General features: G+C 70.7%; 16 protein-coding genes and 1 pseudogene. 12 read left to right on the plus strand and 5 right to left on the minus strand.

The features are described from left to right. The first annotated feature begins 59 nt into the window (after positions 1 to 59). A complete protein-coding gene (locus tag BM287_RS07465) occupies positions 60 to 527 on the plus strand; it encodes a hypothetical protein (protein WP_090037509.1) in 468 nt (155 codons plus the stop codon). A 59-nt stretch (positions 528 to 586) separates the two neighbouring features. Here BM287_RS07465 and efeB read toward each other — a convergent pair whose 3' ends face one another. The 3 genes from efeB to efeU are packed head-to-tail and all read right to left on the minus strand — an operon-like array spanning position 587 to position 4,000. Continuing rightward, complete coding sequence (efeB, locus tag BM287_RS07470; RefSeq protein WP_090037792.1) at positions 587 to 1,864, minus strand: iron uptake transporter deferrochelatase/peroxidase subunit; 1,278 nt, start codon at positions 1,862 to 1,864, stop codon at positions 587 to 589. A 5-nt stretch (positions 1,865 to 1,869) separates the two neighbouring features. Beyond that, positions 1,870 to 3,096: an iron uptake system protein EfeO gene (gene efeO, locus BM287_RS07475; protein WP_090037506.1), complete on the minus strand. Its 1,227-nt coding sequence runs from the start codon at positions 3,094 to 3,096 to the stop codon at positions 1,870 to 1,872. A gap of 40 nt (positions 3,097 to 3,136) precedes the next feature. Further along, positions 3,137 to 4,000, minus strand: a complete 864-nt coding sequence (gene efeU, locus BM287_RS07480) for an iron uptake transporter permease EfeU (protein ID WP_090037503.1) — start codon at positions 3,998 to 4,000, stop codon at positions 3,137 to 3,139. 132 nt (positions 4,001 to 4,132) lie between these two features. Between efeU and BM287_RS07485 the strand changes: the two genes are divergently transcribed. The 4 genes from BM287_RS07485 to BM287_RS07500 all read left to right on the plus strand — a co-directional run bounded on the left by BM287_RS07485 (position 4,133) and on the right by BM287_RS07500 (position 7,896). Next, positions 4,133 to 4,528 (plus strand): hypothetical protein, encoded by a 396-nt coding sequence (locus BM287_RS07485; RefSeq protein ID WP_090037501.1) that lies wholly within the window; start codon positions 4,133 to 4,135, stop codon positions 4,526 to 4,528. A 372-nt stretch (positions 4,529 to 4,900) separates the two neighbouring features. Continuing rightward, the gene (gene fdxA, locus BM287_RS07490; RefSeq protein WP_090037498.1) at positions 4,901 to 5,221 is read left to right on the plus strand and encodes a ferredoxin; all 321 of its coding nucleotides are present in this window, start codon (positions 4,901 to 4,903) and stop codon (positions 5,219 to 5,221) included. 2 nt (positions 5,222 to 5,223) lie between these two features. After that, the gene (gene dapC, locus BM287_RS07495) at positions 5,224 to 6,357 is read left to right on the plus strand and encodes a succinyldiaminopimelate transaminase (RefSeq protein WP_090037495.1); all 1,134 of its coding nucleotides are present in this window, start codon (positions 5,224 to 5,226) and stop codon (positions 6,355 to 6,357) included. A gap of 282 nt (positions 6,358 to 6,639) precedes the next feature. Next, positions 6,640 to 7,896: a citrate synthase gene (locus BM287_RS07500; RefSeq protein ID WP_244528045.1), complete on the plus strand. Its 1,257-nt coding sequence runs from the start codon at positions 6,640 to 6,642 to the stop codon at positions 7,894 to 7,896. Positions 7,897 to 7,908: 12 nt separating this feature from the next. Here BM287_RS07500 and BM287_RS07505 read toward each other — a convergent pair whose 3' ends face one another. Then, positions 7,909 to 10,587: a penicillin acylase family protein gene (locus tag BM287_RS07505; RefSeq protein WP_090037492.1), complete on the minus strand. Its 2,679-nt coding sequence runs from the start codon at positions 10,585 to 10,587 to the stop codon at positions 7,909 to 7,911. 816 nt (positions 10,588 to 11,403) lie between these two features. Continuing rightward, a complete protein-coding gene (locus BM287_RS07515; RefSeq protein WP_090037486.1) occupies positions 11,404 to 12,027 on the minus strand; it encodes an SACE_7040 family transcriptional regulator in 624 nt (207 codons plus the stop codon). Positions 12,028 to 12,148: 121 nt separating this feature from the next. Here BM287_RS07515 and BM287_RS07520 point away from each other — a divergent pair, with 121 nt between their 5' ends. From BM287_RS07520 to BM287_RS07550, 7 genes and pseudogenes are all read left to right on the plus strand, one after another. Continuing rightward, positions 12,149 to 13,756: a carboxyl transferase domain-containing protein gene (locus BM287_RS07520; protein ID WP_090037483.1), complete on the plus strand. Its 1,608-nt coding sequence runs from the start codon at positions 12,149 to 12,151 to the stop codon at positions 13,754 to 13,756. Positions 13,757 to 13,760: 4 nt separating this feature from the next. After that, complete coding sequence (locus BM287_RS07525) at positions 13,761 to 16,076, plus strand: ATP-binding protein (protein WP_090037480.1); 2,316 nt, start codon at positions 13,761 to 13,763, stop codon at positions 16,074 to 16,076. A 23-nt stretch (positions 16,077 to 16,099) separates the two neighbouring features. Then, positions 16,100 to 17,377 (plus strand): acyl-CoA dehydrogenase family protein, encoded by a 1,278-nt coding sequence (locus BM287_RS07530; RefSeq protein WP_244528011.1) that lies wholly within the window; start codon positions 16,100 to 16,102, stop codon positions 17,375 to 17,377. A 62-nt stretch (positions 17,378 to 17,439) separates the two neighbouring features. Then, positions 17,440 to 18,216: a CoA transferase subunit A gene (locus tag BM287_RS07535; RefSeq protein WP_090037478.1), complete on the plus strand. Its 777-nt coding sequence runs from the start codon at positions 17,440 to 17,442 to the stop codon at positions 18,214 to 18,216. Then, complete coding sequence (locus tag BM287_RS07540; protein ID WP_090037475.1) at positions 18,213 to 18,851, plus strand: CoA transferase subunit B; 639 nt, start codon at positions 18,213 to 18,215, stop codon at positions 18,849 to 18,851. Before BM287_RS07535 ends, BM287_RS07540 begins: the two co-directional genes overlap by 4 nt. A gap of 32 nt (positions 18,852 to 18,883) precedes the next feature. Next, positions 18,884 to 19,348: pseudogene (locus BM287_RS07545) on the plus strand (MaoC family dehydratase); the annotation flags it as partial. Between the two features lie 185 nt (positions 19,349 to 19,533). Then, the gene (locus BM287_RS07550; protein WP_090037473.1) at positions 19,534 to 20,358 is read left to right on the plus strand and encodes an HpcH/HpaI aldolase/citrate lyase family protein; all 825 of its coding nucleotides are present in this window, start codon (positions 19,534 to 19,536) and stop codon (positions 20,356 to 20,358) included. Positions 20,359 to 20,547: the final 189 nt, after the last annotated feature.

Raw genomic sequence — 20,547 nt, forward strand, 5'->3', positions numbered from 1 at the left:
CCTCCGTAACCCGCGCATCCCCACCTCACACCAGCGGAGGCGTCGGCCAGAATGGGACCATGAACCGCCGCCTTGTCGCGCTGCCGCTCGCCGCAGCCCTGCTGCTGGGCGTCGCGCCCGCCCTCACTGCCTGCAGTTTCCAGACGGTCGTGAAGAACGTGACGGGAGGCAATGTCGATCTCGGCGGCGCATCCGTGCCCACGGACTTTCCGAAGGCGGTCCCGCTCGCACCCGGCTCCGTCGTCTTCGGCGCGGCGCTCGGCTCGGGCGCGGACAAGGTCTGGAATGTGACCGTGAAGGTCGGCGGCGCCGATGCGTACACCGCGATCGGCAAGCAGCTCACCGACGCCGGCTTCACGGGCGAGTTCGGCACGAAAGCGCCCGACGGAGGCGGAACCGGCACGTTCACCAACGGAACCTACGGCGTGCTCGTCGTCGTCACGGACGCGGGCAGCAACGGCTGGGTCGCCAACTACTCCGTGTCGAAGGGATCGGCGCCCACCCCGACGCCGACCCCGAGCCCCTGAAACAGGCCCCCGAAACAGTCCCCTGAAACAGGCCACCGAAACAGGCCCCTGAAACAGGACTACGCGAACAGCCCCGCCCCCACGAACGACCCCTCCTTCGCCCCGGGCGGCACGGCGAACACGCCCGAACCCACATGGCGGGTGTACTCGTTCATCAGATCGCTGGACGCCAGGCGCTGCTGGATCGGGATGAACTGCTTCCGTGGATCCCGCTGGAACGCGATGAAGAACAGCCCGGCGTTGAGCCTCCCCAGCTCGTCGTTGCCGTCCACGAAGTTGTACCCGCGCCGCAGGAGCTGGGCGCCGGAGTTGACCGAGGGATGCGCGAGCCGCACATGCGACGCCGGGTCGATCTTCGTGCCGCCGTCCTTCGCGAGCGCGAGGAAGTTCGGTGCCGTGAACTCGGTCCCTCCGGAGAGCGGCGCGCCCTCGCCCTTGTCGCGGCCGATGATGCGTTCCTGCTCGCCGAGCTGCTGCCGGTCCCACGTCTCGATGACCATGCGGATCTTGCGGGCGACGAGGTAGGAGCCGCCGGCCATCCACGGGGCGCCGTCGCCGGACCCGGCCCAGACCTGGTCCTCGACGATGGAGGCGTCCTCCGACTTGATGTTCGCCGTCCCGTCCTTGAAGCCGAACAGGTTCCGCGGAGTGACCTGCGCCCGGGACGTCGAGGAGGTGCGGCCGAATCCCAGCTGCGACCAGCGGATGGCCGCCCGGCCGAACGCGATGCGCGACAGGTTGCGGATGGCGTGGACCGCGACCTGCGGGTCGTCGCTGCAGGCCTGCACGCACAGGTCGCCTCCGCTGATCGCCTCCACGAGGGCGTCTCCCGGGAACCGCGGCAGGTCGACCAGAGCGGCCGGGCGGCGGGACGCGATCCCGAACCGGTCCTCGCCGGCGGCCGTCCGGAACAGCGTGGGGCCGAATCCGAAGGTCAGCGTCAGGCCGGCAGCGGGCAGGTCGAGAGCTTCGCCCGTGTCGTCCGGAGGAGCATCCATCGGGCCGGAGGCGGGGCCGTACTTCCCGGCCGGGCGACCCTGCGTCATGCGTGCGGCGGCGACGGTCCAGTCGTGCAGCAGCTCGATCAGTCCGTCGCGATCGAGCCCCGGAGCCGCGTCGAAAGCGGCGAAGTGGAGGCGGTCCTGCGCGGGCGTGGTGATGCCGGCCTGCTGCGCGCCGTAGAACGGGTACGTCGTCGAGGATGCGGTGGAGGCGCCCAGCACCGCGCGGTCCGCCGCGACGCCCGCACCGATCCCGACCACCCCGGCGCCCACCGTGGCACCGGCCAGGCCGAGTGCGGCGCGCCGCGAGAGCGTGGGGCGATCCTCGCTGCTCATCTGCACTACTTGACGATCGTCGAGGTCAGCCGGCTGAGCGGCTCGCTCAGCGCGTTGACCTGGTCGGAGAGCTCCTTCACCTGTGCGGTGCTCAGTTCCGTGTAGTTCACGAAGCCGTCGCCGGACCGGTAGCGGGTCAGCGTCGCGGCGACCGTCGCGAACTCCGCATCCAGCTTCTTCACGACGTCCGTACCGGTGCTTCCCTTCTTCGCGGCGATGTCGCGGACGACACCGTAGGCGACCTGCGCGCCCTCGAGGTTCGCCTGGAAGTCCTGCAGGTCGGTGTGCGAGAACGCCTCCTCCTCGCCGGTGATCTTCGAGCTCGCGACCTCCTCCATCAGCCCGATCGCGCCGTTCGAGATCTGGTCGATGGTGAGAGTGAAGTCCTTCGCGTGGACGAGGTCGTACAGCCGCTGCGTGTCCGCGACGAGCGTGTCGGCGAGCTTCGTGCGTGTCGCCGGGTCGGCCGCGGTGTAACCGGCCGGCGGCCACAGGTCCTTCTCGATCCGGTGCCAGCCGGTCCACTCCTGCCCCTGGGCGAGGTCGGCTTCGCGCAGGTCGAGCGCCGGGTCGATGTCGCCGAACTGCTCGGCCGTCGGCTCGATCCGCTCGTAGAAGGAGCGGGCGGAGGCGTACTGCGCCCGTGCGGACGCGTCGTCGCCGCCGGCGTAGGCCGCCGCGAACTTCTGCGTCGCGGTCACGAGGGCGCCCGACTGGTCCCTCACGTAGCCGAGATAGTCGTCCACAGCCTGGGCCACCTGCTTGTTCTCGCTCTGCGACGCGGTCTTGCCGGACCCGGGCGTCACGGTGAAGGCCGTGACGTGGTTCGGCTCGCCGACCATCCCCTTCCGGCAGGCGGAGAAGTAGTCGCCCTCGGCCAGCTGGACGACGTAGTTGACCGTCGTGCCCGGGCCGATGTTCTCCTTCTCGCCGACGATCCGCAGCTTGTCCCTGGCGAGCAGTTCGAACTCGTTGACGTCACTCCCGCTGTTCGTCACCTGGAACGTGATCGGGCCGGCCGTGGCGCGGTCGGTGGAGACGGTGCACCTCGTGTCCGTCAGCGTGACGGCGATGGCTTCGTCCGAGGCGGTCGCCTCGTTCGGGACGCAGCCGGTGAGCGTGGCCGCGAGGGCGGCGCTCCCGGCGAGGGATCCGGCGAGGGCGACCAGGCTGCGGCGGGCAGGCAGGCGGCGGGCAGGCAGGCGTCGGCGGGCAGGGCGGAGTCGAGGCATAGGTGTAGTGGGCTTTCTGGTGACGAGGGAAAAGGGGGACTCAGGAGGCGATCGGCGCCTGTGGTGCGGAGGCCTCGGCAGCCTTGGCCACCGGTGCCGTCCGGCCCGAGGAGCGGTGCTGACGGACGTAGAAGTACCCGACGATCGCGAGGTAGCCGATCCAGGCGATCACCTGGAGCCACGTCGGCGACGGGTTGAAGTTGAGGATGCCGGCGGCGAGCGTTCCGTACCAGCTGGAGGACGGGATGGCGCCGCTGATGTCGTAGGCGTGGGCGCCGCCGGCGATGATGCCGGCCTCCTGCAGATCGCCCAGGCCGTAGGCGAAGACGCCGGCGGCGACGAGGATGAGGAAGGCTCCGGTCCACGTGAAGAACGCGCCGAGGTTGATCTTGACCATGCCGCGGTAGAGCAGGACGCCGAGCACGGCGGCCGTGAGCAGTCCGAGCAGCGCGCCGACGGCCGGCTCCCAGCTCCCGCCGGTGCTGGAGACGGTCGCCCAGACGAAGAGCGAGGTCTCGATCCCTTCCCGGCCCACGCTGAGCATCGCGAGCACCACGACGCCCCAGCCGGCGCCGACGAGGGCGGAGTCCAGACGCTCGTGAAGAGTGGATTTCATGGTGCGGGCGGTCTTGCCCATCCAGAACACCATCCACGTCACGAAGCCGACCGCGACCAGGGACAGTGTGCCGCCGAGGATCTCCTGCGCCTCGAAGCTCATGCCGTACGGCCCCCAGGTGAGCAGGGCCCCGATGGCGAGCGGGATGACGAGGGCGACGCCGACGCCGATCCAGAGCTTGGAGAGCACGTCGGTACGGCCGAGCTTGACCACGTAGGCGACCAGGATGGTGACGATGAGCGCCATCTCGAGGCCTTCGCGGAGGCCGATCAGGTAGTTCGCGAGCACAGAGAACCTCAGAGGTATCGGGGGCGAATGTTGGTAAGGCTAACCTTACTTTTCGAGCGTAGATCACTCTTCGCCGCCTGTCCAGCCGCGATCTCACGGCCCGCTGCCGGGTCGCCCGGATAGGATGCGGGGATGCTCAGCCGGATCGTCAGCGGAGTCCTCCTCGTGCTCGCCGGGGCCGTCTTCGGCGCGATCGGGACCGTCGCGCACCAGAGCTCCGTCACCTGGGGCGTCGCGATCCCGCTCGGGCTCATCGGTTCGCTCGCAGCCTTCGCGGCCCTGCTCGTCGGCCTCCGGCTGCTCGGACACAGCCGCCTGCCGGCGCTGCTGGCCGCGCTCGGCGCGATCGTGCTCATCCTGCTGTTCACCCAGGAGAGCGCGGGAGGCTCTGTGCTCATCCCGAACAACCTGCCCGGGATGGCATGGCTGGCCGGTCCCATCCTGATCGCGGCGATCGTGGTCGCCTGGCCCGACGTCCGTGGCCACCGCCCGCCCGCGGCCGACCCCCGCGACCCGAACACCTACTGAGCCCCGCCCGCCCCGCCTCCCGGCGTGCCCCGGCTGCCCCGCCGATAACGCACATTCGTCACGAATGTGCACCTACTGCGCGCTGAACCGCACATTCGTCACGAATGTGCACCTACCGCGCGCTGAACTGCACATTCGTGACGAATGTGCGCCTCCCGCGCGCTGAACTGCACATTCGTCACGAATGTGCACCTCCCGCTCGGGGTCGCCTCAACGCGGGATTCGTGACGAATGTGCACTTACGAGTCGCCTAAGTGCACATTCGTGACGAATGTGCGAACCGCGGAGGGGGCGCTGCCGTCGAGGGCGCACCCCTCCCCGTGCGGCGTCTAAGCTAGGAGTACCGCTCTTCGTGAAGGGATCCGAACCACCGTGACCTATGTCATCGCTCTCCCGTGCGTCGATGTGAAGGACAGGGCCTGTATCGACGAGTGCCCTGTCGACTGCATCTACGAGGGCGAACGGTCGCTGTACATCCACCCCGACGAGTGCGTCGACTGCGGCGCCTGCGAACCGGTCTGCCCGGTCGAGGCGATCTACTACGAGGACGACCTGCCCGAGGAGTGGAAGGACTACTACCGCGCGAACGTGGAGTTCTTCGACGACATCGGCTCGCCCGGCGGCGCCTCGAAGATCGGCGTGCTCCAGAAGGACCACCCGGTCGTCGCAGCGCTGCCTCCGCAGGCGCACTGACCGTGGCGCTCCAGGAGCTCCCGGACTACCCCTGGGATCTCATGACGCCGTTCGCGGCGCGCGCCCGAGAGGCTGTGCCGTTCGGCGACGACTCCGGACTCGTCGACCTGTCGATCGGCTCGCCGGTCGATGCGACGCCGGACGTGATCCGGGATGCGCTGGCCGCCGCGACCGACGCCCATGCCTACCCGCAGACGGTCGGCACTCCGGCGCTGCGCGAGGCGATCGTGGAGTGGTTCGAGCGCCGCCGGGGCGTTCCCGGCCTCACCGTCGAGAATGTGCTCCCGACCATCGGCTCGAAAGAGCTGGTGGCCCTGCTCCCGTTCATGCTGGGTCTCGGGGATGGCGACATCGTCGTTCACCCGCGCGCCGCCTACCCGACCTACGCCATCGGCGCCACGATCGCGGGAGCGACGGCCGTCGCGAGCGACGACCCGGCGGAGTGGCCCGAAGGCACGCGGCTGATCTGGCTGAACTCTCCCGGCAATCCCGACGGCCGCATCCTGTCGGTCGAGGAGCTGCGCGCCGCCGTCGCCCGAGCCCGGGAGCTGGATGCGTACATCGCCAGTGACGAGTGCTACGCCGAGCTGGGCTGGGAGGCGCCGTGGGATGCCGAACGCGTCCCGAGCATCCTCGACCCGCGGGTGATCGGCGAGGACCGCCGGAAGGTCCTGGCGGTGTACTCCCTGAGCAAGCAGTCGAATCTCGCCGGCTACCGCGCCGCGTTCGTGGCGGGCTGCCGTTCGATCGTCGGCCGCCTGGTGAACGTCCGGAAGCACGCCGGCCTGATGCTGCCCGGTCCGCTGCAGGCGGCGATGGTGGCCGCGCTGGGCGACGACGCGCACGTCGAGGCGCAGAAGGCGCGGTACCGCGCGCGGCGCGACCTGCTGAAGCCGGCGTTGGAGGCGGCCGGCTTCCGCGTCGACCGCAGCGAGGGCGGCCTGTACCTGTGGGCGACCGAGGGACGCGACGCCTGGGAGAGCATCGGACGCCTCGCCGACCTGGGAATCCTCGCCGGCCCCGGTCACTTCTACGGCAACGCGTATCCGCAGCACGTCCGCCTGTCCCTGACGGCGACGGACGAACGGATCGACGCGGCGGCCCGTCGGCTGCGCGCTTTTGGAGACACCCTCTAACCGATCGGCCCCGGCTTTGCCCGATGCGGCAGTTGTCGCCGGCGTTCGTTAGGCTGTATGGGCACGACCCGTTCACGAAGCGGGGACCGTGCGGCGCCGCTCCGACGGGCGGGCCACAGATCACCCTATGAGGGCCCGATTTTCCCACCAGGAGGCGTTGTGAGCGGACTCGGCACCGAAAGCACGGGCACCCGGAAGCCCCCCACGAGCGAGGCTGCGGGCACGAACGAGGGAGCGCCGCTGGGCGCCGAGGCGGACGAGGCCGACCTGGCCACCGCATCGCTGACCTTCCCCGGCGGCGTCGCCGAGTTCCCGATCCGCCCGAGCGTCGACGGCGCTTCGAGCATCGACTTCTCGTCGCTCACCCGGCAGACCGGGCTCACCAGCCTCGACTACGGTTTCGTGAACACGGCGGCCACGCGCTCGTCGATCACGTACATCGATGGCGAGCAGGGCATCCTGCGCTACCGCGGCTACCCGATCGAGCAGCTCGCCGAGAAGTCCACCTTCCTCGAGGTCGCCTGGCTGCTGATCCACGGCGAACTCCCGTCGCCGGCCGAGCTGGCCGAGTTCGACGAGAAGGTGCGTCGTCACACGCTCCTCCACGAAGACCTGCGCCGCTTCTTCGACGCGCTGCCGCACGACGCCCACCCCATGTCGGTGCTGTCGAGCGCCGTGTCGGCGCTGTCGACCTTCTATCAGGACTCGCTGAGCGTCCAGGATCCGGAGCAGGTCGAGCTGTCGACCGTCCGGCTGCTCGCCAAGCTTCCGGTGATCGCGGCCTACGCGCACAAGAAGAGCCTCGGCCAGGCCTTCCTCTACCCGGACAACTCGCTCAGCTTCGTGGACAACTTCCTCCGCCTCAACTTCGGCACGCTTGCCGAGCCGTACGAGGTGAACCCGGTCCTCTCGCGTGCGCTCGAGCGCCTGCTGATCCTGCACGAGGACCACGAGCAGAACGCATCCACTTCGACCGTCCGGCTGGTCGGCTCCACGCAGGCCAACATGTTCGCCTCGATCTCGGCCGGGATCAACGCCCTCTACGGCCCGCTGCACGGCGGCGCGAACGAGGCCGTGCTGCAGATGCTCGCCGGCATCCGCGACTCGGGCGAGAGCGTCCAGAAGTTCGTCGAGCGGGTCAAGAACAAGGAGTCCGGCGTCAAGCTGATGGGCTTCGGCCACCGGGTCTACAAGAACTTCGACCCGCGCGCGAGACTCGTGAAGCAGTCGGCCGACGAGGTGCTCGAGGCGCTGGGCGTCCATGACCCGCTGCTCGACATCGCCAAGGAGCTCGAGGAGGTCGCGCTCGCCGATCCGTACTTCGCCGACCGCAAGCTCTACCCGAACGTCGACTTCTACACGGGCGTGATCTACAAGGCGATGGGCTTCCCGACGCGGATGTTCACGGTCCTCTTCGCGATCGGCCGGCTTCCGGGATGGATCGCGCACTGGCGCGAGATGAACCTCGACCCGCAGACCAAGATCGGGCGCCCGCAGCAGCTGTATGTCGGCTCGCCGGAGCGCGACCTCGGTCGCTGAGCCGCCTCAGCGTCAGCCGGGCGGTCGCAGCGTGAGGGTCTGACGCGCCGCGGCCTGGATCGCTGCCGCGGAGAACGGCCATGGTCGCGTCTTTCCGGCCGCCCACAGGTCGGTCTGATCGGTGTAGTGCGCGTCGAAGGCGTGGCCGGAGGCGCCGGTCAGGTTGATCCAGGTGCTCTTGTCGAAGTCGGAGAGGTCGACGACCATGCGCATCGACGGCACGCGGTCCGCCCCGAAGCCCTCGGACGCGTCCCAGCCCACAGCGTCCACGACGCTGCTGCTGCCGCCGACAGGCCACGGTCCGCGGTTGAACAGCCACTCGATCGGCGCGACGCCGGACGTGCCGAGGCTCGCGTTCCGCAACGTGAGCGTGTGGAGACGGTCCCACCGCCAGGCGGAGGTGTCCCCGCCGAGCAGCCGGCGCGTCTCGCCCCAGGCTTGCTCGGCCGCGTAGGCGAGCATCGAGTCGCGACCGGAGGTCCCGAGGGCCGAATCGGCCCACCAGGACGATTCCGGTTCGGCTAGCAGGGCGCCGACGACCGCGAACCAGCGGTCTCCGCCGCTCACCGTCGCTCCTGCCGGGAGCTTGCGCCCGAACGCGTCGTGCAGCAGTTCCTTCCAGAACACGGCGAAGTACGCGGCAGCCGCGCTGCCTGCGGTGTCGCGGTAGTCCCATCCCGCAAGGACCCGGACCGCCTGCCTCAGCTCGGTCGAGGCGCCGGGTCTGGCGGCGACGGCGCGCAGCACCGGGACGAGGTTCGCGGCGTTCGCGTCGTACGTGTCCGCCTGGATCGCCGACATGTCGGCCGCCGTGACCTTCCGGCCCTCGTGGAACAGCCGCGACAGCCGCAGCTCCAGCTGGTTCGCGCGGTACCCGTGGTCCCAATCGGCCGTGATCAGCGCTGGGAAGCCGGGACCGACGGCCGCGTTGTTCGCGGTCACGATGTAGCCGGCGGGAGGATCGAGCACGGACGGCAGCTGGTCGAACGGGATGGTGCCCGTCCAGGCGTAGCGGCTGCTCCATCCCGGCACCGGAGTCGTGCCGTCGCCGCCCGCCCGCGTCGGGATGAGGCCCGGCGCCTGATAGCCGATGTGCCCATCCACGTCGGCGTAGACGAGGTTCTGCGACGGCACCTGGAACTGGCGGGCGGCGTTGCGGAAGCTCGCCCAGTCGTGTGCGGTGTCGAAGGCGAAGATCGCGTTCGCGGTCGTGCCCGGGGTGAGGGCGGTCCAGGCGAGCGAGAGCTGGAACTCCTGCGCCGGGATGCCGAGCTTCCCGGCCTGATCCTTGGCGATGACGGCGTAGGCGTCGCCGATGTCGGTGACGATGGGCCCGTGCAGGGTCGACCGCACGGTGATGGTGACGTCGCGGCCGCCGGCGACGTGGATGCGCTCGGTGCGCTTCTGAAGCGGGACCTGCTTGCCGTCGTACTCGTAGGTGTCGCCGCTGACCTTCTCGACGAACAGGTCGGCGACATCGGGGCCGAGGTTGGTGAAACCCCAGGAGACCCGGTCGTTGTGGCCGATGATGATCCCCGGGAACCCGGAGAAGCTGAAGCCGGCCACGTCGAACGGGCATGCCGGCCCGACGGTCGTGCAGTGCAATCCCATCTGGTACCAGACCGACGGCAGCGCCGCGCCGAGGTGGGGATCGTTCGCGAGCAGGGGCTTGCCGCTCGCGGTGTGGCTGCCGGCCACCACCCACGAGTTCGAGCCGATGTCGTCGCCCGCCGGGCCCATGAGCTGGGGGAGCGCCTCCACGCTGGCGGCGACCTGCTGCAGCTGGCTCCCGTACGCGCCCGGCTGGGCTGCGGCGTCCGGTTGGGCTGCGGCGTCCGGTTGGGCTGCGGCGCCCGGCTGGGCTGTCGTGCCCGGCTGAGCTGCCGCGCTCGCATCCCCGCCGGCGCTCGCCTCCCGGGCGACCGCTCCGGGAGCGACGTCCGGCGTCGCCGTGCGCGGGTCGCCTCCGCCCTGGTCGGTGATCGTCGGGTGGCCCTGGTACGGGTAGCCCGGGTGGAGTTCCGCGACCTGCTGCGGCTTCAGCTTGGTGGCGAGCAGCGCCCGGTCGATCTCGTCCTCGAGGTTGGAACGGAGATCCCAGGCCATGGCCTTCAGCCAGGCGATCGAGTCGGCGGGGGTCCACGGCTCCGGCGTGTAGGACGGGTTCTGAAGCCCGAGCACCGCGTACTCGAGCGACAGCGCGGCGCCCGACCGCTGCTTCAGGTAGGCGTTCACACCATCCGCGTAGTCCTGGTAGTACCGCCGCGAGGTCGGATCGAGGAGCTTCACCTCCTCTTCCGCCACCCGCCGCCAGCCCAGGGTGCGGATGAACGTGTCGGTCGGCACCTGGCTCGCGCCGAACATCTCCGACAGCCGGCCGGCCGTGACGTGCCGCCGGAAGTCCATCTCCCAGAACCGGTCCTGCGCATGCACGAAGCCCTGCGCGCGGAACAGGTCGTCCGCAGTGGAGGCGACCAGCTGCGGCACCCCGGCGTCGTCGCGGTACACGGTGACGGGATGTTGAAGGCCCGGCACATCCACGCTGCCCGCGGTCTGCGGGAACGAGCGCGTGACCGTCCAGACGCCCACGCCGCCGGCGACCACCACGAGGATGAGCAGCACCGCGAGGACGCCGCCGACGACCCGGAGAACCCGATGGTGCCGTCTCAGCCGGGGGGTGTCGTCGCCCACGTCGCTCCTTCATCGGGCCGTTTCCGCCGTTCCTTGGGACTGTAGTGCATCCCGGTGACGCGCTCGGAACCGTCCCCCGGGTCGCCGCGGACGGCGGCGCCCGCGGTGGCCGCGGCGCCCGCGGTGGCCGCGGTGGCGGCGGTGGCGGCGGTGGCGGCGGTGGCGGCGGTGGCCGCGGTAGCCGGGGTGGTCGGGTCCGTACCGTGTCTGCTGCCGTCCGTTCCGTGTCTGCTTTCGTTCGTTCCGCGTTCGTAACGTTGTCTGCTGCCTTTCGTAACGTGTGCGGCTGCTCGCCCCGCCGCACACGTTCCGCAGACCCGCAGTCGCCGCTACGGGCATAAAGTGCATTTCGGTGACACGCTCCGGGGCCGCTCCGGGATCACTCCGGGATCACTCCGGGATCACTCCGGGGCTCCCGCCGATGGCGAGTGGATGCGGTGCGCGCGTCCCGCAGTGTCTGCTGCCGTTCGTAACGTGTGCGGTTGCTCGCCCCGCCGCACACGTTCCGCAGACCCGCATTTGCCCGGCGGCCGCGGCGTGCGCGTCGCTGCGCTGCCGGCGAAGGAGATTCGAACGGATGCCGTTCGAATCTCCTTCACTACTGCCATTCGAAGGAGATTCGACACCCGATCTCCTTCGATCCACGGTCTCCACGAAACGCGGACAGCAGCCCCGCCACGCAGTCGGCCCCGGGCGACCTCGGCGCGAACTCCGGGCGACCTCCGGCCTCCGGGCGGCCTCCGGCCTCCTGCCCCGGGCGGCCTCCGGCCCCGGCCTCCGGCCCACGGGCGACCTCGGGGCGACCTCGGGGCGACCTCAGGGAGAGGTCAGCGCCGCCCAGGCCATCCGTTCGAGCACGGGCCGGACCGCCTCGGAGGCGACATGCGCGGAGCCGACGCGCGCGGTGTGCGGGGTCGAGTTCAGGAGGCCGAAGGTGCCCTGCACGCGCACGCGCAGCTCATCCTCGGCGAGGGCGGGATGCAGGCCGGCGAGGACGCGCATCCACACCTCGATGTACCGCCGCTGGAGCCGGCGCACCTGACGGCGGGCCGAGTCCGTGAGGGCGTCGAGGTCGCGGTCCTGGACGCGGATGGTGTCCGGCTCGGTGAGGGCGAAATCGACGTGGAAGCCGATGAGCGAGCGGAGGGCGGCGGCCGCATCCGCTCCGGCGTCCTCGACCGCCTGGCCGCCGGCGAGGAGTCGCTCGCTGACGCCGACGAGGAGCGCCTCGAGCACGGCCCGCTTGGAGGAGAAGTGCCGGTAGACCGCCGGACCGCTGACGCCCACGGCGGTGCCCAGGTCTTCGATCGAGACGCCGTTGAAGCCGCGTTCGGCGAAGAGGCCCGCGGCTGCTTCGAGCAGCGCGGCACGGCGGTCGGCCTTGGCAAGGGAGCGCTGCGTCGGTCGCTCCAGGGGAGTCGCGGGGTCGAGCTGGGTCATCGTCCTCGGTGGGGTCGGCGCCCTTCGGCGGCGGTGCTGGACTTTTCGGTTAATGAACACTAACCTAAAATCGAGTTAGTAACCACTAACCGATTGTCGACGACGACACACACGGAGCAGCATGCCGATCCTGACCAGTGAGGCGTCCGCCACGGACACCCGGTTCGAGCAGAACGACGCGGCCCAGCGCGAGCTGGTGGCCGACCTGCGGCGGCGTCTCGCCACGGCGGCGGCCGGCGGCCCCGAGCGGGCGCGCGAGCGGCACGTCGCGCGCGGCAAGCTCCTCCCGCGGGACCGCATCGACGCTCTGCTGGACGAGGGCAGTCCGTTCCTCGAACTGGCGCCCCTCGCCGCCACCGGGATGTACGACGACGAGAGCCCGGCGGCGGGCGTGATCGCCGGGATCGGGCTGGTCGCGGGACGTCACGTGATGATCGTCTGCAACGACGCGACGGTCAAGGGCGGCACGTACTACCCGATGACCGTGAAGAAGCACCTCCGCGCTCAGGAGGTCGCCCTGGAGAACCGGCTGCCGTGCATCTACCTCGTGGATTCCGGGGGAGCGTTCCTGCCGATGCAGGACGAGGTGTTCCCGGACCGCGACCACTTCGGCCGTATCTTCTACAACCAGGCGCGGCTCTCGGCGGCCAAGATCCCGCAGATCGCCGCGGTCCTCGGATCGTGCACGGCGGGTGGCGCCTACGTTCCGGCGATGAGCGATGAGACGGTGATCGTGCGCAACCAGGGCACGATCTTCCTCGGCGGCCCTCCGCTGGTGAAAGCGGCCATCGGCGAGGTGGTGACCGCCGAGGAGCTGGGCGGCGGCGACCTCCACGCCCGGACCTCCGGAGTCGTCGACCACCTGGCCGAGGACGACGAGCACGCCCTCGCGATCGTGCGCGACATCGTCGCGACCCTCCCGCCGCCGCTCGCGCCGGCCTGGCCGGTCGGCCCGGCTGTGGACCCGGCGGCCGACCCGGCCGAGCTGTACGGCGTGGTCCCGGTCGACGTTCAGGCGCCCTACGACGTCCACGAGGTCATCGCGCGGATCGTCGACGGCAGCGGATTCGAGGAGTTCAAGCCCGAATACGGGACGACCCTCGTCACCGGCTTCGCGCGCATCCACGGGCATCCCGTCGGAATCGTCGCCAACAACGGCGTGCTGTTCAGCGAGTCGGCGCTCAAGGGCGCGCATTTCATCGAGCTGTGCGACCAGCGCGGCATCCCGCTCTTGTTCCTGCAGAACATCTCCGGCTTCATGGTCGGCCGCGACTACGAGGCGGGCGGCATCGCGAAGAACGGCGCGAAGATGGTGACCGCGGTCGCAACGGCCCGTGTGCCCAAGCTGACCGTCGTGATCGGCGGCTCCTTCGGGGCGGGCAACTACTCCATGTGCGGTCGCGCCTACTCGCCGCGCTTCCTGTGGATGTGGCCCGCCGCGCGGATCTCGGTGATGGGCGGCCAGCAGGCGTCGAGCGTGCTCGCCACCGTCAAGCGGGACCAGCTGGAGGCGCGGGGCGAGGAGTGGTCGGCCGACGACGAGGCCGCCTTCCGCGCTCCCATCGCCGAGCAGTACGAGGAGCAGGGCAATCCGTACTACTCGACCGCGCGGCTCTGGGACGACGGCGTCATCGACCCCGCCGAGACCCGGACCGTGCTGGGCCTCGCCCTGGATGTCGTCGCCCGCTCGCCGCTCCCCGACACCGCCTTCGGGCTCTTCCGGATGTGACGCCATGACCTCTGCATCCCCGTCCGTCCCCGCACTCTTCCACACCGTGCTGGTCGCGAACCGCGGCGAGATCGCCTGCCGTGTCCTCCGCACCCTGAAGCGCCTCGGCATCCGCTCCGTCGCGGTCTACAGCGACGCCGATCGGGATGCGTCGCATGTCGCCCTTGCGGATGTCGCCGTGCGCCTCGGCCCCGCCCCCGCCCGCGAGAGCTACCTGAACGTGGAGGCGATCGTGGAGGCTGCGCGCCGCACCGGCGCTGAGGCCGTGCATCCCGGGTACGGATTCCTCTCGGAGAACCCCGCGCTCGCCGACGCCTGCGAGCGCGCGGGCATCGTGTTCGTCGGCCCGGGCATCCACGCGCTGGAGGTGATGGGCGACAAGATCACCGCGAAGCACGCCGTCGCGGAGTACGGCGTGCCGACCATCCCGGGGATCGCGGAACCGGGCCTCGGCGACGCCGAGCTGATCGCGGCGGCCGGGCGTATCGGCTACCCCGTCCTCGTCAAGCCGTCGGCGGGCGGCGGGGGCAAGGGGATGCAGGCCGTGCGCGCCGCTGCCGAGCTGCCGGAGGCTCTGCGGGCCGCCCGGCGCGTGGCGGCCGCGGCGTTCGGCGACGACACGCTGTTCCTGGAGCGGCTGGTCGCCTCCCCGCGGCACATCGAGGTGCAGGTGCTCGCGGACCGTCACGGCGGGATCGTCCACCTCGGCGAGCGCGAGTGCTCGCTGCAGCGACGCCACCAGAAGGTCATCGAGGAGGCTCCGTCCCCGCTGCTCGACGCGGCGACGCGGGAGCGGATCGGCCAGGCCGCGTGCCGGGTCGCCGCCAGCGTCGACTACGTCGGAGCCGGAACCGTCGAGTTCCTCGTCTCCGCGGAGGCCCCGGACGAGTTCTTCTTCATGGAGATGAACACGCGCCTGCAGGTCGAGCATCCCGTCACCGAGCTGGTCAGCACCGTACGGGGCGTCCGCGGGCTGGACCTCGTGGAGCAGCAGCTGCGGATCGCCGCCGGCTCCCCGCTCGCCTTCGGACAGGCGGACCTGGGTTTGCAAGGACACGCCATCGAGGCGCGCGTGTACGCGGAGGACCCCGAGCGCGGGTTCCTCCCGGCCGCCGGCCGGGTGCTCGCGTTGCGGGAGCCGGGCGGCGAGGGCGTGCGCGTCGACAGCGGCCTCGTCGCGGGGTCGCGGATCGTGACGGACTACGACCCGATGCTGGCCAAGGTCATCGCCTGGGGGGAGGACCGGCCGCAGGCCCTGGCGCGGCTGCGCGGCGCGCTCGCCGCGACGAGCATCCTCGGGACCGTGTCCAATGTCGCCTGGTTGCGGGAGCTGCTGGACGACGAGGAGGTCCGTGCCGGCCGGATGGACACGACCCTGATCGACCGCCGCTTCTCCGAGCTCGAACCGGCGCCGGTCACGGAGGAGGAGACGATCGCGGCCGCGCTGCTCGCGCACGCCGACCGCCGGCGCACTCCGCCGGCCGTCGGCAGCGTCTGGGGAGCCCCGACGGGATGGCGGCTCGGGCAGGCGCGACCGGTCCGCTACGACGTGGACGGCGTCACGGTGGCCGTCAGCGGTAGCGCCGAGGGCGTGCTCGTGCGCGTCGGCGATGCCGCTGGGAATGCAGGCGATGCCGCGGGGAATGCCGGCGATGCCGCGGGGAATGCCGGCGGTGCCGTCAATGCTGACGGGGGTGCCTCCGCGACCGCCACGCGCACTTCCGGCCCGGGTACCGCCCACGCCGGCTGGCGCCGCGCTGCCCTGCGCTCGCAGGAGCCGGTCGCCGCCGGCGAACCCGTCCTCCTGCTGCTCGAGCTCGACGGCCGGGTCCTCCGTTTCGACGCCGCGCGCGACGGCGACACCGTCTGGCTCGGCCGTGAGGGGCGGTCCCGGCCGCTGCGCCTGCGCGACCGCGCGACCCGCCTGGCCGAGCGGCTGGCGGCGATGGAGCGGGGATCGTCGGTCGCGCATCCCGAACTCCGCTCGCCCATGCCGGGCACCGTCGTCGCGGTGCCGGTCGAGACCGGAGCACGGCTGGAGCAGGGGGAGACCGTCGTGGTCGTCGAGGCCATGAAGATGGAGCACCGCCTGGTCGCCCCGGTCGCCGGAACCGTGACCGTCCGCGTCGCGCCGGGCGACCTGGTCCGGCTCGATCAGGTGCTGGCCCGGGTGGATGCCGACGAAGCCGAGGCCGAGCCGCCCGGGACGGCCGCGCCCACCGCATCCACCGCATCCACCGCATCCACCGCATCCCCTTCCGATGTGCCGCCCGAAGAGGCGGACGCGGCGCCGACACGACCGGCCGCCGCACAGCGATAGTCACCACGAGAGACAGGACCCGCATGACCATGCAGATGACCCACCCCACCGGCAACCCCGCAGGCAACCCCGCCGGCGGCCCCGCAGGCCACCCCGCCGGCCACCCCGCGGACGGCGCCGCCGACACCGACGTCGCGGGCTTCCAGCTCACCGACGAGCAGCGGCGCCTCCGTGACACGGTCCGCGACTTCGCCGACACCGTCGTCGCGCCCGCGGCCTACGAGTACGACACCAAGCGCAGCCTCCCGTACGACATCATCGCCGAGATGGGACGCATGGGCCTGTTCGGCCTGCCGTTCCCGGTCGAGTACGGCGGCCAGGGAAAGGACTACCTCTCGCTCTGCCTCGCCGTGGAGCAGCTCGGCCGGGTGGACCAGTCCATCGGCGTCACCCTGGAGGCCGGAGTGGGGCTCGGCGCCATGCCGATCTTCCGCAACGGCACCGAGGCCCAGAAGCAGGAGTGGCTGCCGATGCTGGCGCGCGGCGAGGCGCTCGCCGGGTTCGGGCTGACGGAGGCCGAGGCCGGCTCCGACGCGTCCGGGACCAAGACCACCGCCGAACTGCGCGACGGCGAGTGGGTGATCAACGGGACGAAGCAGTTCATCACGAACTCCGGATCGGAGATCACGCGGCTGGTCACCATCACCGCGGTGACCGGCGAATCCCGCCGCCAGGACGGCTCCGTGAAGAAGGAGCTCTCGGCGATCATCGTCCCGAGCGGCACCCCGGGGTTCGTGGCAGAGCCGGTCTACGACAAGGTCGGCTGGCACACCTCCGACACGCACCCGCTGACGCTCACCGACGTGCACGTCCCGGAGGAGAACCTGCTGGGGGAGCGCGGGCGCGGGTACGCGAACTTCCTCATCACCCTGGATGAGGGCCGTGTCGCCTTCGCCGCGCTCTGCACGGGCGCTGCGCAGGGCTGCCTCGAGGAGGCCATCCGCTACGCGCAGAGCCGGAACGTGTTCGGCCGGGCGATCGGCTCCAACCAGTACATCGCCTTCAAGATCGCGCGGATGCAGGCGCGGGTGCACGCCGCCCGGCTCGCCTACTACGACGCCTGCTTCAAGCTGATGGCGGGCAAGCCGTTCAAGCTGGAGGCGTCGATCGCCAAGCTGACCGCCAGCGAGGCCGCGATGGACAACGCGCGCGACGCCACGCAGATCTTCGGCGGCTACGGCTTCCTCAACGAGAACCCGGTCGCGCGCCACTACCGCGACTCCAAGATCCTGGAGATCGGCGAAGGCACCAGCGAGGTGCAGCTCATGATCATCTCGCGCGCTCTCGGATTCTCGGCCTAGCCTGAAAGGGCCGGAAGAACTCAGGAACTGTTGGCTGGGGCTGTACTCGACGAGGAGGACGGATGATCGACAAGACAGTGGGGAGCGCCCGGGAGGCGGTCGCCGACATCCCGGACGGCAGCACGCTCGCCGTCGGGGGCTTCGGGCTCTGCGGCATCCCGAGCGCGCTCATCCAAGCGCTGCTGGACGCGGGCACGACCGGCCTCGAGGTGGTCAGCAACAACTGCGGTGTGGACGACTGGGGTCTCGGCCTGCTGCTCGCCCAGCGCCGCATCCGCAAGATGATCAGCTCGTACGTCGGCGAGAACAAGGAGTTCGCGCGCCAGTTCCTCTCCGGGGAGCTGGAGGTGGAACTGACCCCGCAGGGCACCCTCGCCGAGAAGCTGCGGGCGGGCGGCGCCGGGATACCGGCCTTCTACACGCCGGCGGGCGTCGGCACGCAGATCGCGAGCGGCGGACTGCCCCGCCGGTATGCCGCCGACGGGTCCGTCGCGGTGGCGAGCGAGCCCAGGGAGGTGCGGACGTTCGACGACGCCGCCTATGTGCTGGAGCGGTCCCTCCGTCCCGACTTCGCGCTCGTGCACGCGGCGACGGGGGATCGGCACGGCAACCTGGTCTTCCACGCTGCGGCCATGAACTTCAACCCGCTCGCCGCGATGGCGGGGCGCATCACGATCGCGGAGGTCGAGGAGCTGGTGGAGCCGGGCGAGCTCGATGCCGGATCCATCCACTGCCCGGGGATCTTCGTCCAGCGCGTGGTGCACACGCCGGACGTCGAGAAGCGGATCGAGCGGCGGACGGTGGCGGAAGCATCCGGCGCGGAAGGGAGCGCACGATGAGCCTCACACGGACCGAGCTCGCCGCCCGCGTGGCGCGGGAGCTCGAGAACGGCCAGTACGTCAACCTCGGGATCGGGATGCCCACGCTGATCCCGAACTACGTCCCCGACGGCGTGGAGGTCATCCTGCACTCCGAGAACGGCATCCTCGGCGTCGGCCCCTATCCCACCGACGACGCGGTCGACCCCGACCTCATCAATGCGGGCAAGGAGACGGTCACCATCAACCGCGGTGCCGCCTTCTTCGACTCCGCGCTGTCGTTCGGGATGGTGCGCGGCGGCCACGTGGACCTGGCCGTCCTCGGCGCGATGGAGGTGTCCGAGGGCGGCGACCTCGCCAACTGGATGATCCCCGGCAAGATGGTCAAGGGCATGGGCGGGGCGATGGACCTCGTCTTCGGCGCGAAGCGGCTCATCGTCATGATGGAGCATGTGGACAGGGAGGGCCGCCCCAAGATCCTCCGCGAATGCACCCTCCCGCTGACGGGCACGGGATGCGTCGACCGCATCATCACGGACCTCGCCGTGATCGATGTGACGGACGACGGGCTGGTCCTGCGGGAGGTCGCGCCGGGCGTGACCGTGGATGAGGTGGTCGCCGCGACCGGCGCGCCCCTCCGAGTCGAGCTGGACTGACACTGGAGCCGGACGAGAGTGGAGCTGGACACATGAAAGAGATCGAACAGCGCGGCCTGTACTACGAGGAGTTCGAGCCGGAGACCCGCTACCTCCACCGGCCGGGGCGGACCGTGACGGAAGCGGACAATGTCTTCTTCACGACGCTGACGATGAACACGCAGGCGCTGCACCTCGACGCCGCCTGGTCGGCGCGGCAGCCGTTCGGCGAGCGGCTGGTCAACTCCATGTTCACCCTGGCGACCATCGTCGGCGCGTCCGTCGCGCAGCTCACCCAGGGCACGATCGTCGCGAACCTGGGCTTCAGCGACGTGGCGTTCCCGCATCCACTTCACCACGGCGACACGCTGTACTCGGAGACCGTGGTGCTCGCGAAGCGGCTGTCCGCCTCCCGTCCCGGCCAGGGCATCGTGACGCTGGAGCACACCGGTCGCAATCAGGACGGAGTCGTCGTCGCGACGGCCACCCGCCAGGTGATGGTGTGGTGCAAGGATGCGTCGCCGGTGCCCCCGGACCCCGGTGGGCGCACACCGGGCGGGGGGATCGACGGGGTCGACGGTGTGGACAAGACCTCCGGGGCCGGTGCCGATTCCGGGGCTGGGTCCGCTGCCGGCTTCGGCGGGCGCGGGACCCTGGATGCGGACGAGCTGGATCCCGGGGACATCGGGCCGGACGGGCTCCTGTGACCTCGCGGACGGAGGGCGCCGGGTTCCCCTGGGGGCCGGCCCTGCTGTTCTGCCCGGCGGACCGGCCGGAACGTTTCGCGAAGGCGCTGGAGCGGGCGGATGCGGTCATCCTGGACCTCGAGGACGCCGTCGATCCTGCCCGTCGCCCTCTCGCCCGTGAAGCGCTCGTGGCTTCCGACCTCGATCCCGAACGCGTGATCGTCCGCGTCAATCCCGCGAGCAGCACCGACCACGAGGTGGACCTGTCGGCGCTCGCCGCGACGCCGTACCGCACCGCGATGCTGCCCAAAGCCGAGCGCCTCGCGGACCTCGCCGAACTGCGTGCCTACGACGTGATCGCGCTGTGCGAGACGGCCGCCGGTGTGCTCGCGGCCTCCGAGCTGGCTCAGGCGCCCGGCGTGATGGCGCTGATGTGGGGAGCGGAGGACCTCGTCGCGTCCCTCGGCGGGACCTCCAGCCGCCACGGCGATGGCGGCTACCGAGAGGTCGCGCGATACGCCCGATCGGCCGTGCTGCTCGCCGCGGGAGCGGCCGGCGTCGCTGCCATCGACACCGTTCACCTCGACATCGCCGACCTGGAGGGCCTGGCGGCCGAAGCGGAGGATGCGGCCGCCGTGGGCTTCGCGGCGAGCGTGTGCATCCATCCCGGGCAGGTGGAGACGATCCGTGCCGCCTATCGTCCGGATTCCTCCGAGGTGGAGGCCGCCCGTGCGCTCCTGGCAGCAGCCGAGGAAGCGGGCGGGGGAGTCTTCCGTTACGAGGGCCGGATGGTCGACGGACCGGTACTGGCGCACGCCCGGGCGGTGCTCCGCCGTTCGTGATGAAACTGTGACCAACCTTTCCTCTGCGGTTCACCCGTTTCGTCCGGGTGCTGTCGGTGGCGTGACGTAATCTGCAAGTGTTGGCTGGTGATCCGGCGTTCTCGAATCGATTCGAGAACGGCGGGTTCCCCGGTGAACGCCGGTTGTTACGAGTGCGTCGAGATCGTCGAGGTCGTGTCGCGGGGAGGG

The sequence above is a fragment of the Leifsonia sp. CL147 genome, from assembly GCF_900114565.1.
GTDB lineage: Bacteria > Actinomycetota > Actinomycetes > Actinomycetales > Microbacteriaceae > Leifsonia.

Bases quoted from the DNA above. Each gene is read 5' to 3' on its own strand.
- BM287_RS07465 (WP_090037509.1), top strand. From the start codon at position 60: ATGAACCGCCGCCTTGTCGCGCTGCCGCTCGCCGCAGCCCTGCTGCTG.
- efeB (WP_090037792.1), bottom strand. From the start codon at position 1,864: ATGAGCAGCGAGGATCGCCCCACGCTCTCGCGGCGCGCCGCACTCGGC.
- efeO (WP_090037506.1), bottom strand. From the start codon at position 3,096: ATGCCTCGACTCCGCCCTGCCCGCCGACGCCTGCCTGCCCGCCGCCTG.
- BM287_RS07485 (WP_090037501.1), top strand. From the start codon at position 4,133: ATGCTCAGCCGGATCGTCAGCGGAGTCCTCCTCGTGCTCGCCGGGGCC.
- BM287_RS07515 (WP_090037486.1), bottom strand. From the start codon at position 12,027: ATGACCCAGCTCGACCCCGCGACTCCCCTGGAGCGACCGACGCAGCGC.
- BM287_RS07520 (WP_090037483.1), top strand. From the start codon at position 12,149: ATGCCGATCCTGACCAGTGAGGCGTCCGCCACGGACACCCGGTTCGAG.
- BM287_RS07525 (WP_090037480.1), top strand. From the start codon at position 13,761: ATGACCTCTGCATCCCCGTCCGTCCCCGCACTCTTCCACACCGTGCTG.
- BM287_RS07530 (WP_244528011.1), top strand. From the start codon at position 16,100: ATGACCATGCAGATGACCCACCCCACCGGCAACCCCGCAGGCAACCCC.
- BM287_RS07535 (WP_090037478.1), top strand. From the start codon at position 17,440: ATGATCGACAAGACAGTGGGGAGCGCCCGGGAGGCGGTCGCCGACATC.
- BM287_RS07540 (WP_090037475.1), top strand. From the start codon at position 18,213: ATGAGCCTCACACGGACCGAGCTCGCCGCCCGCGTGGCGCGGGAGCTC.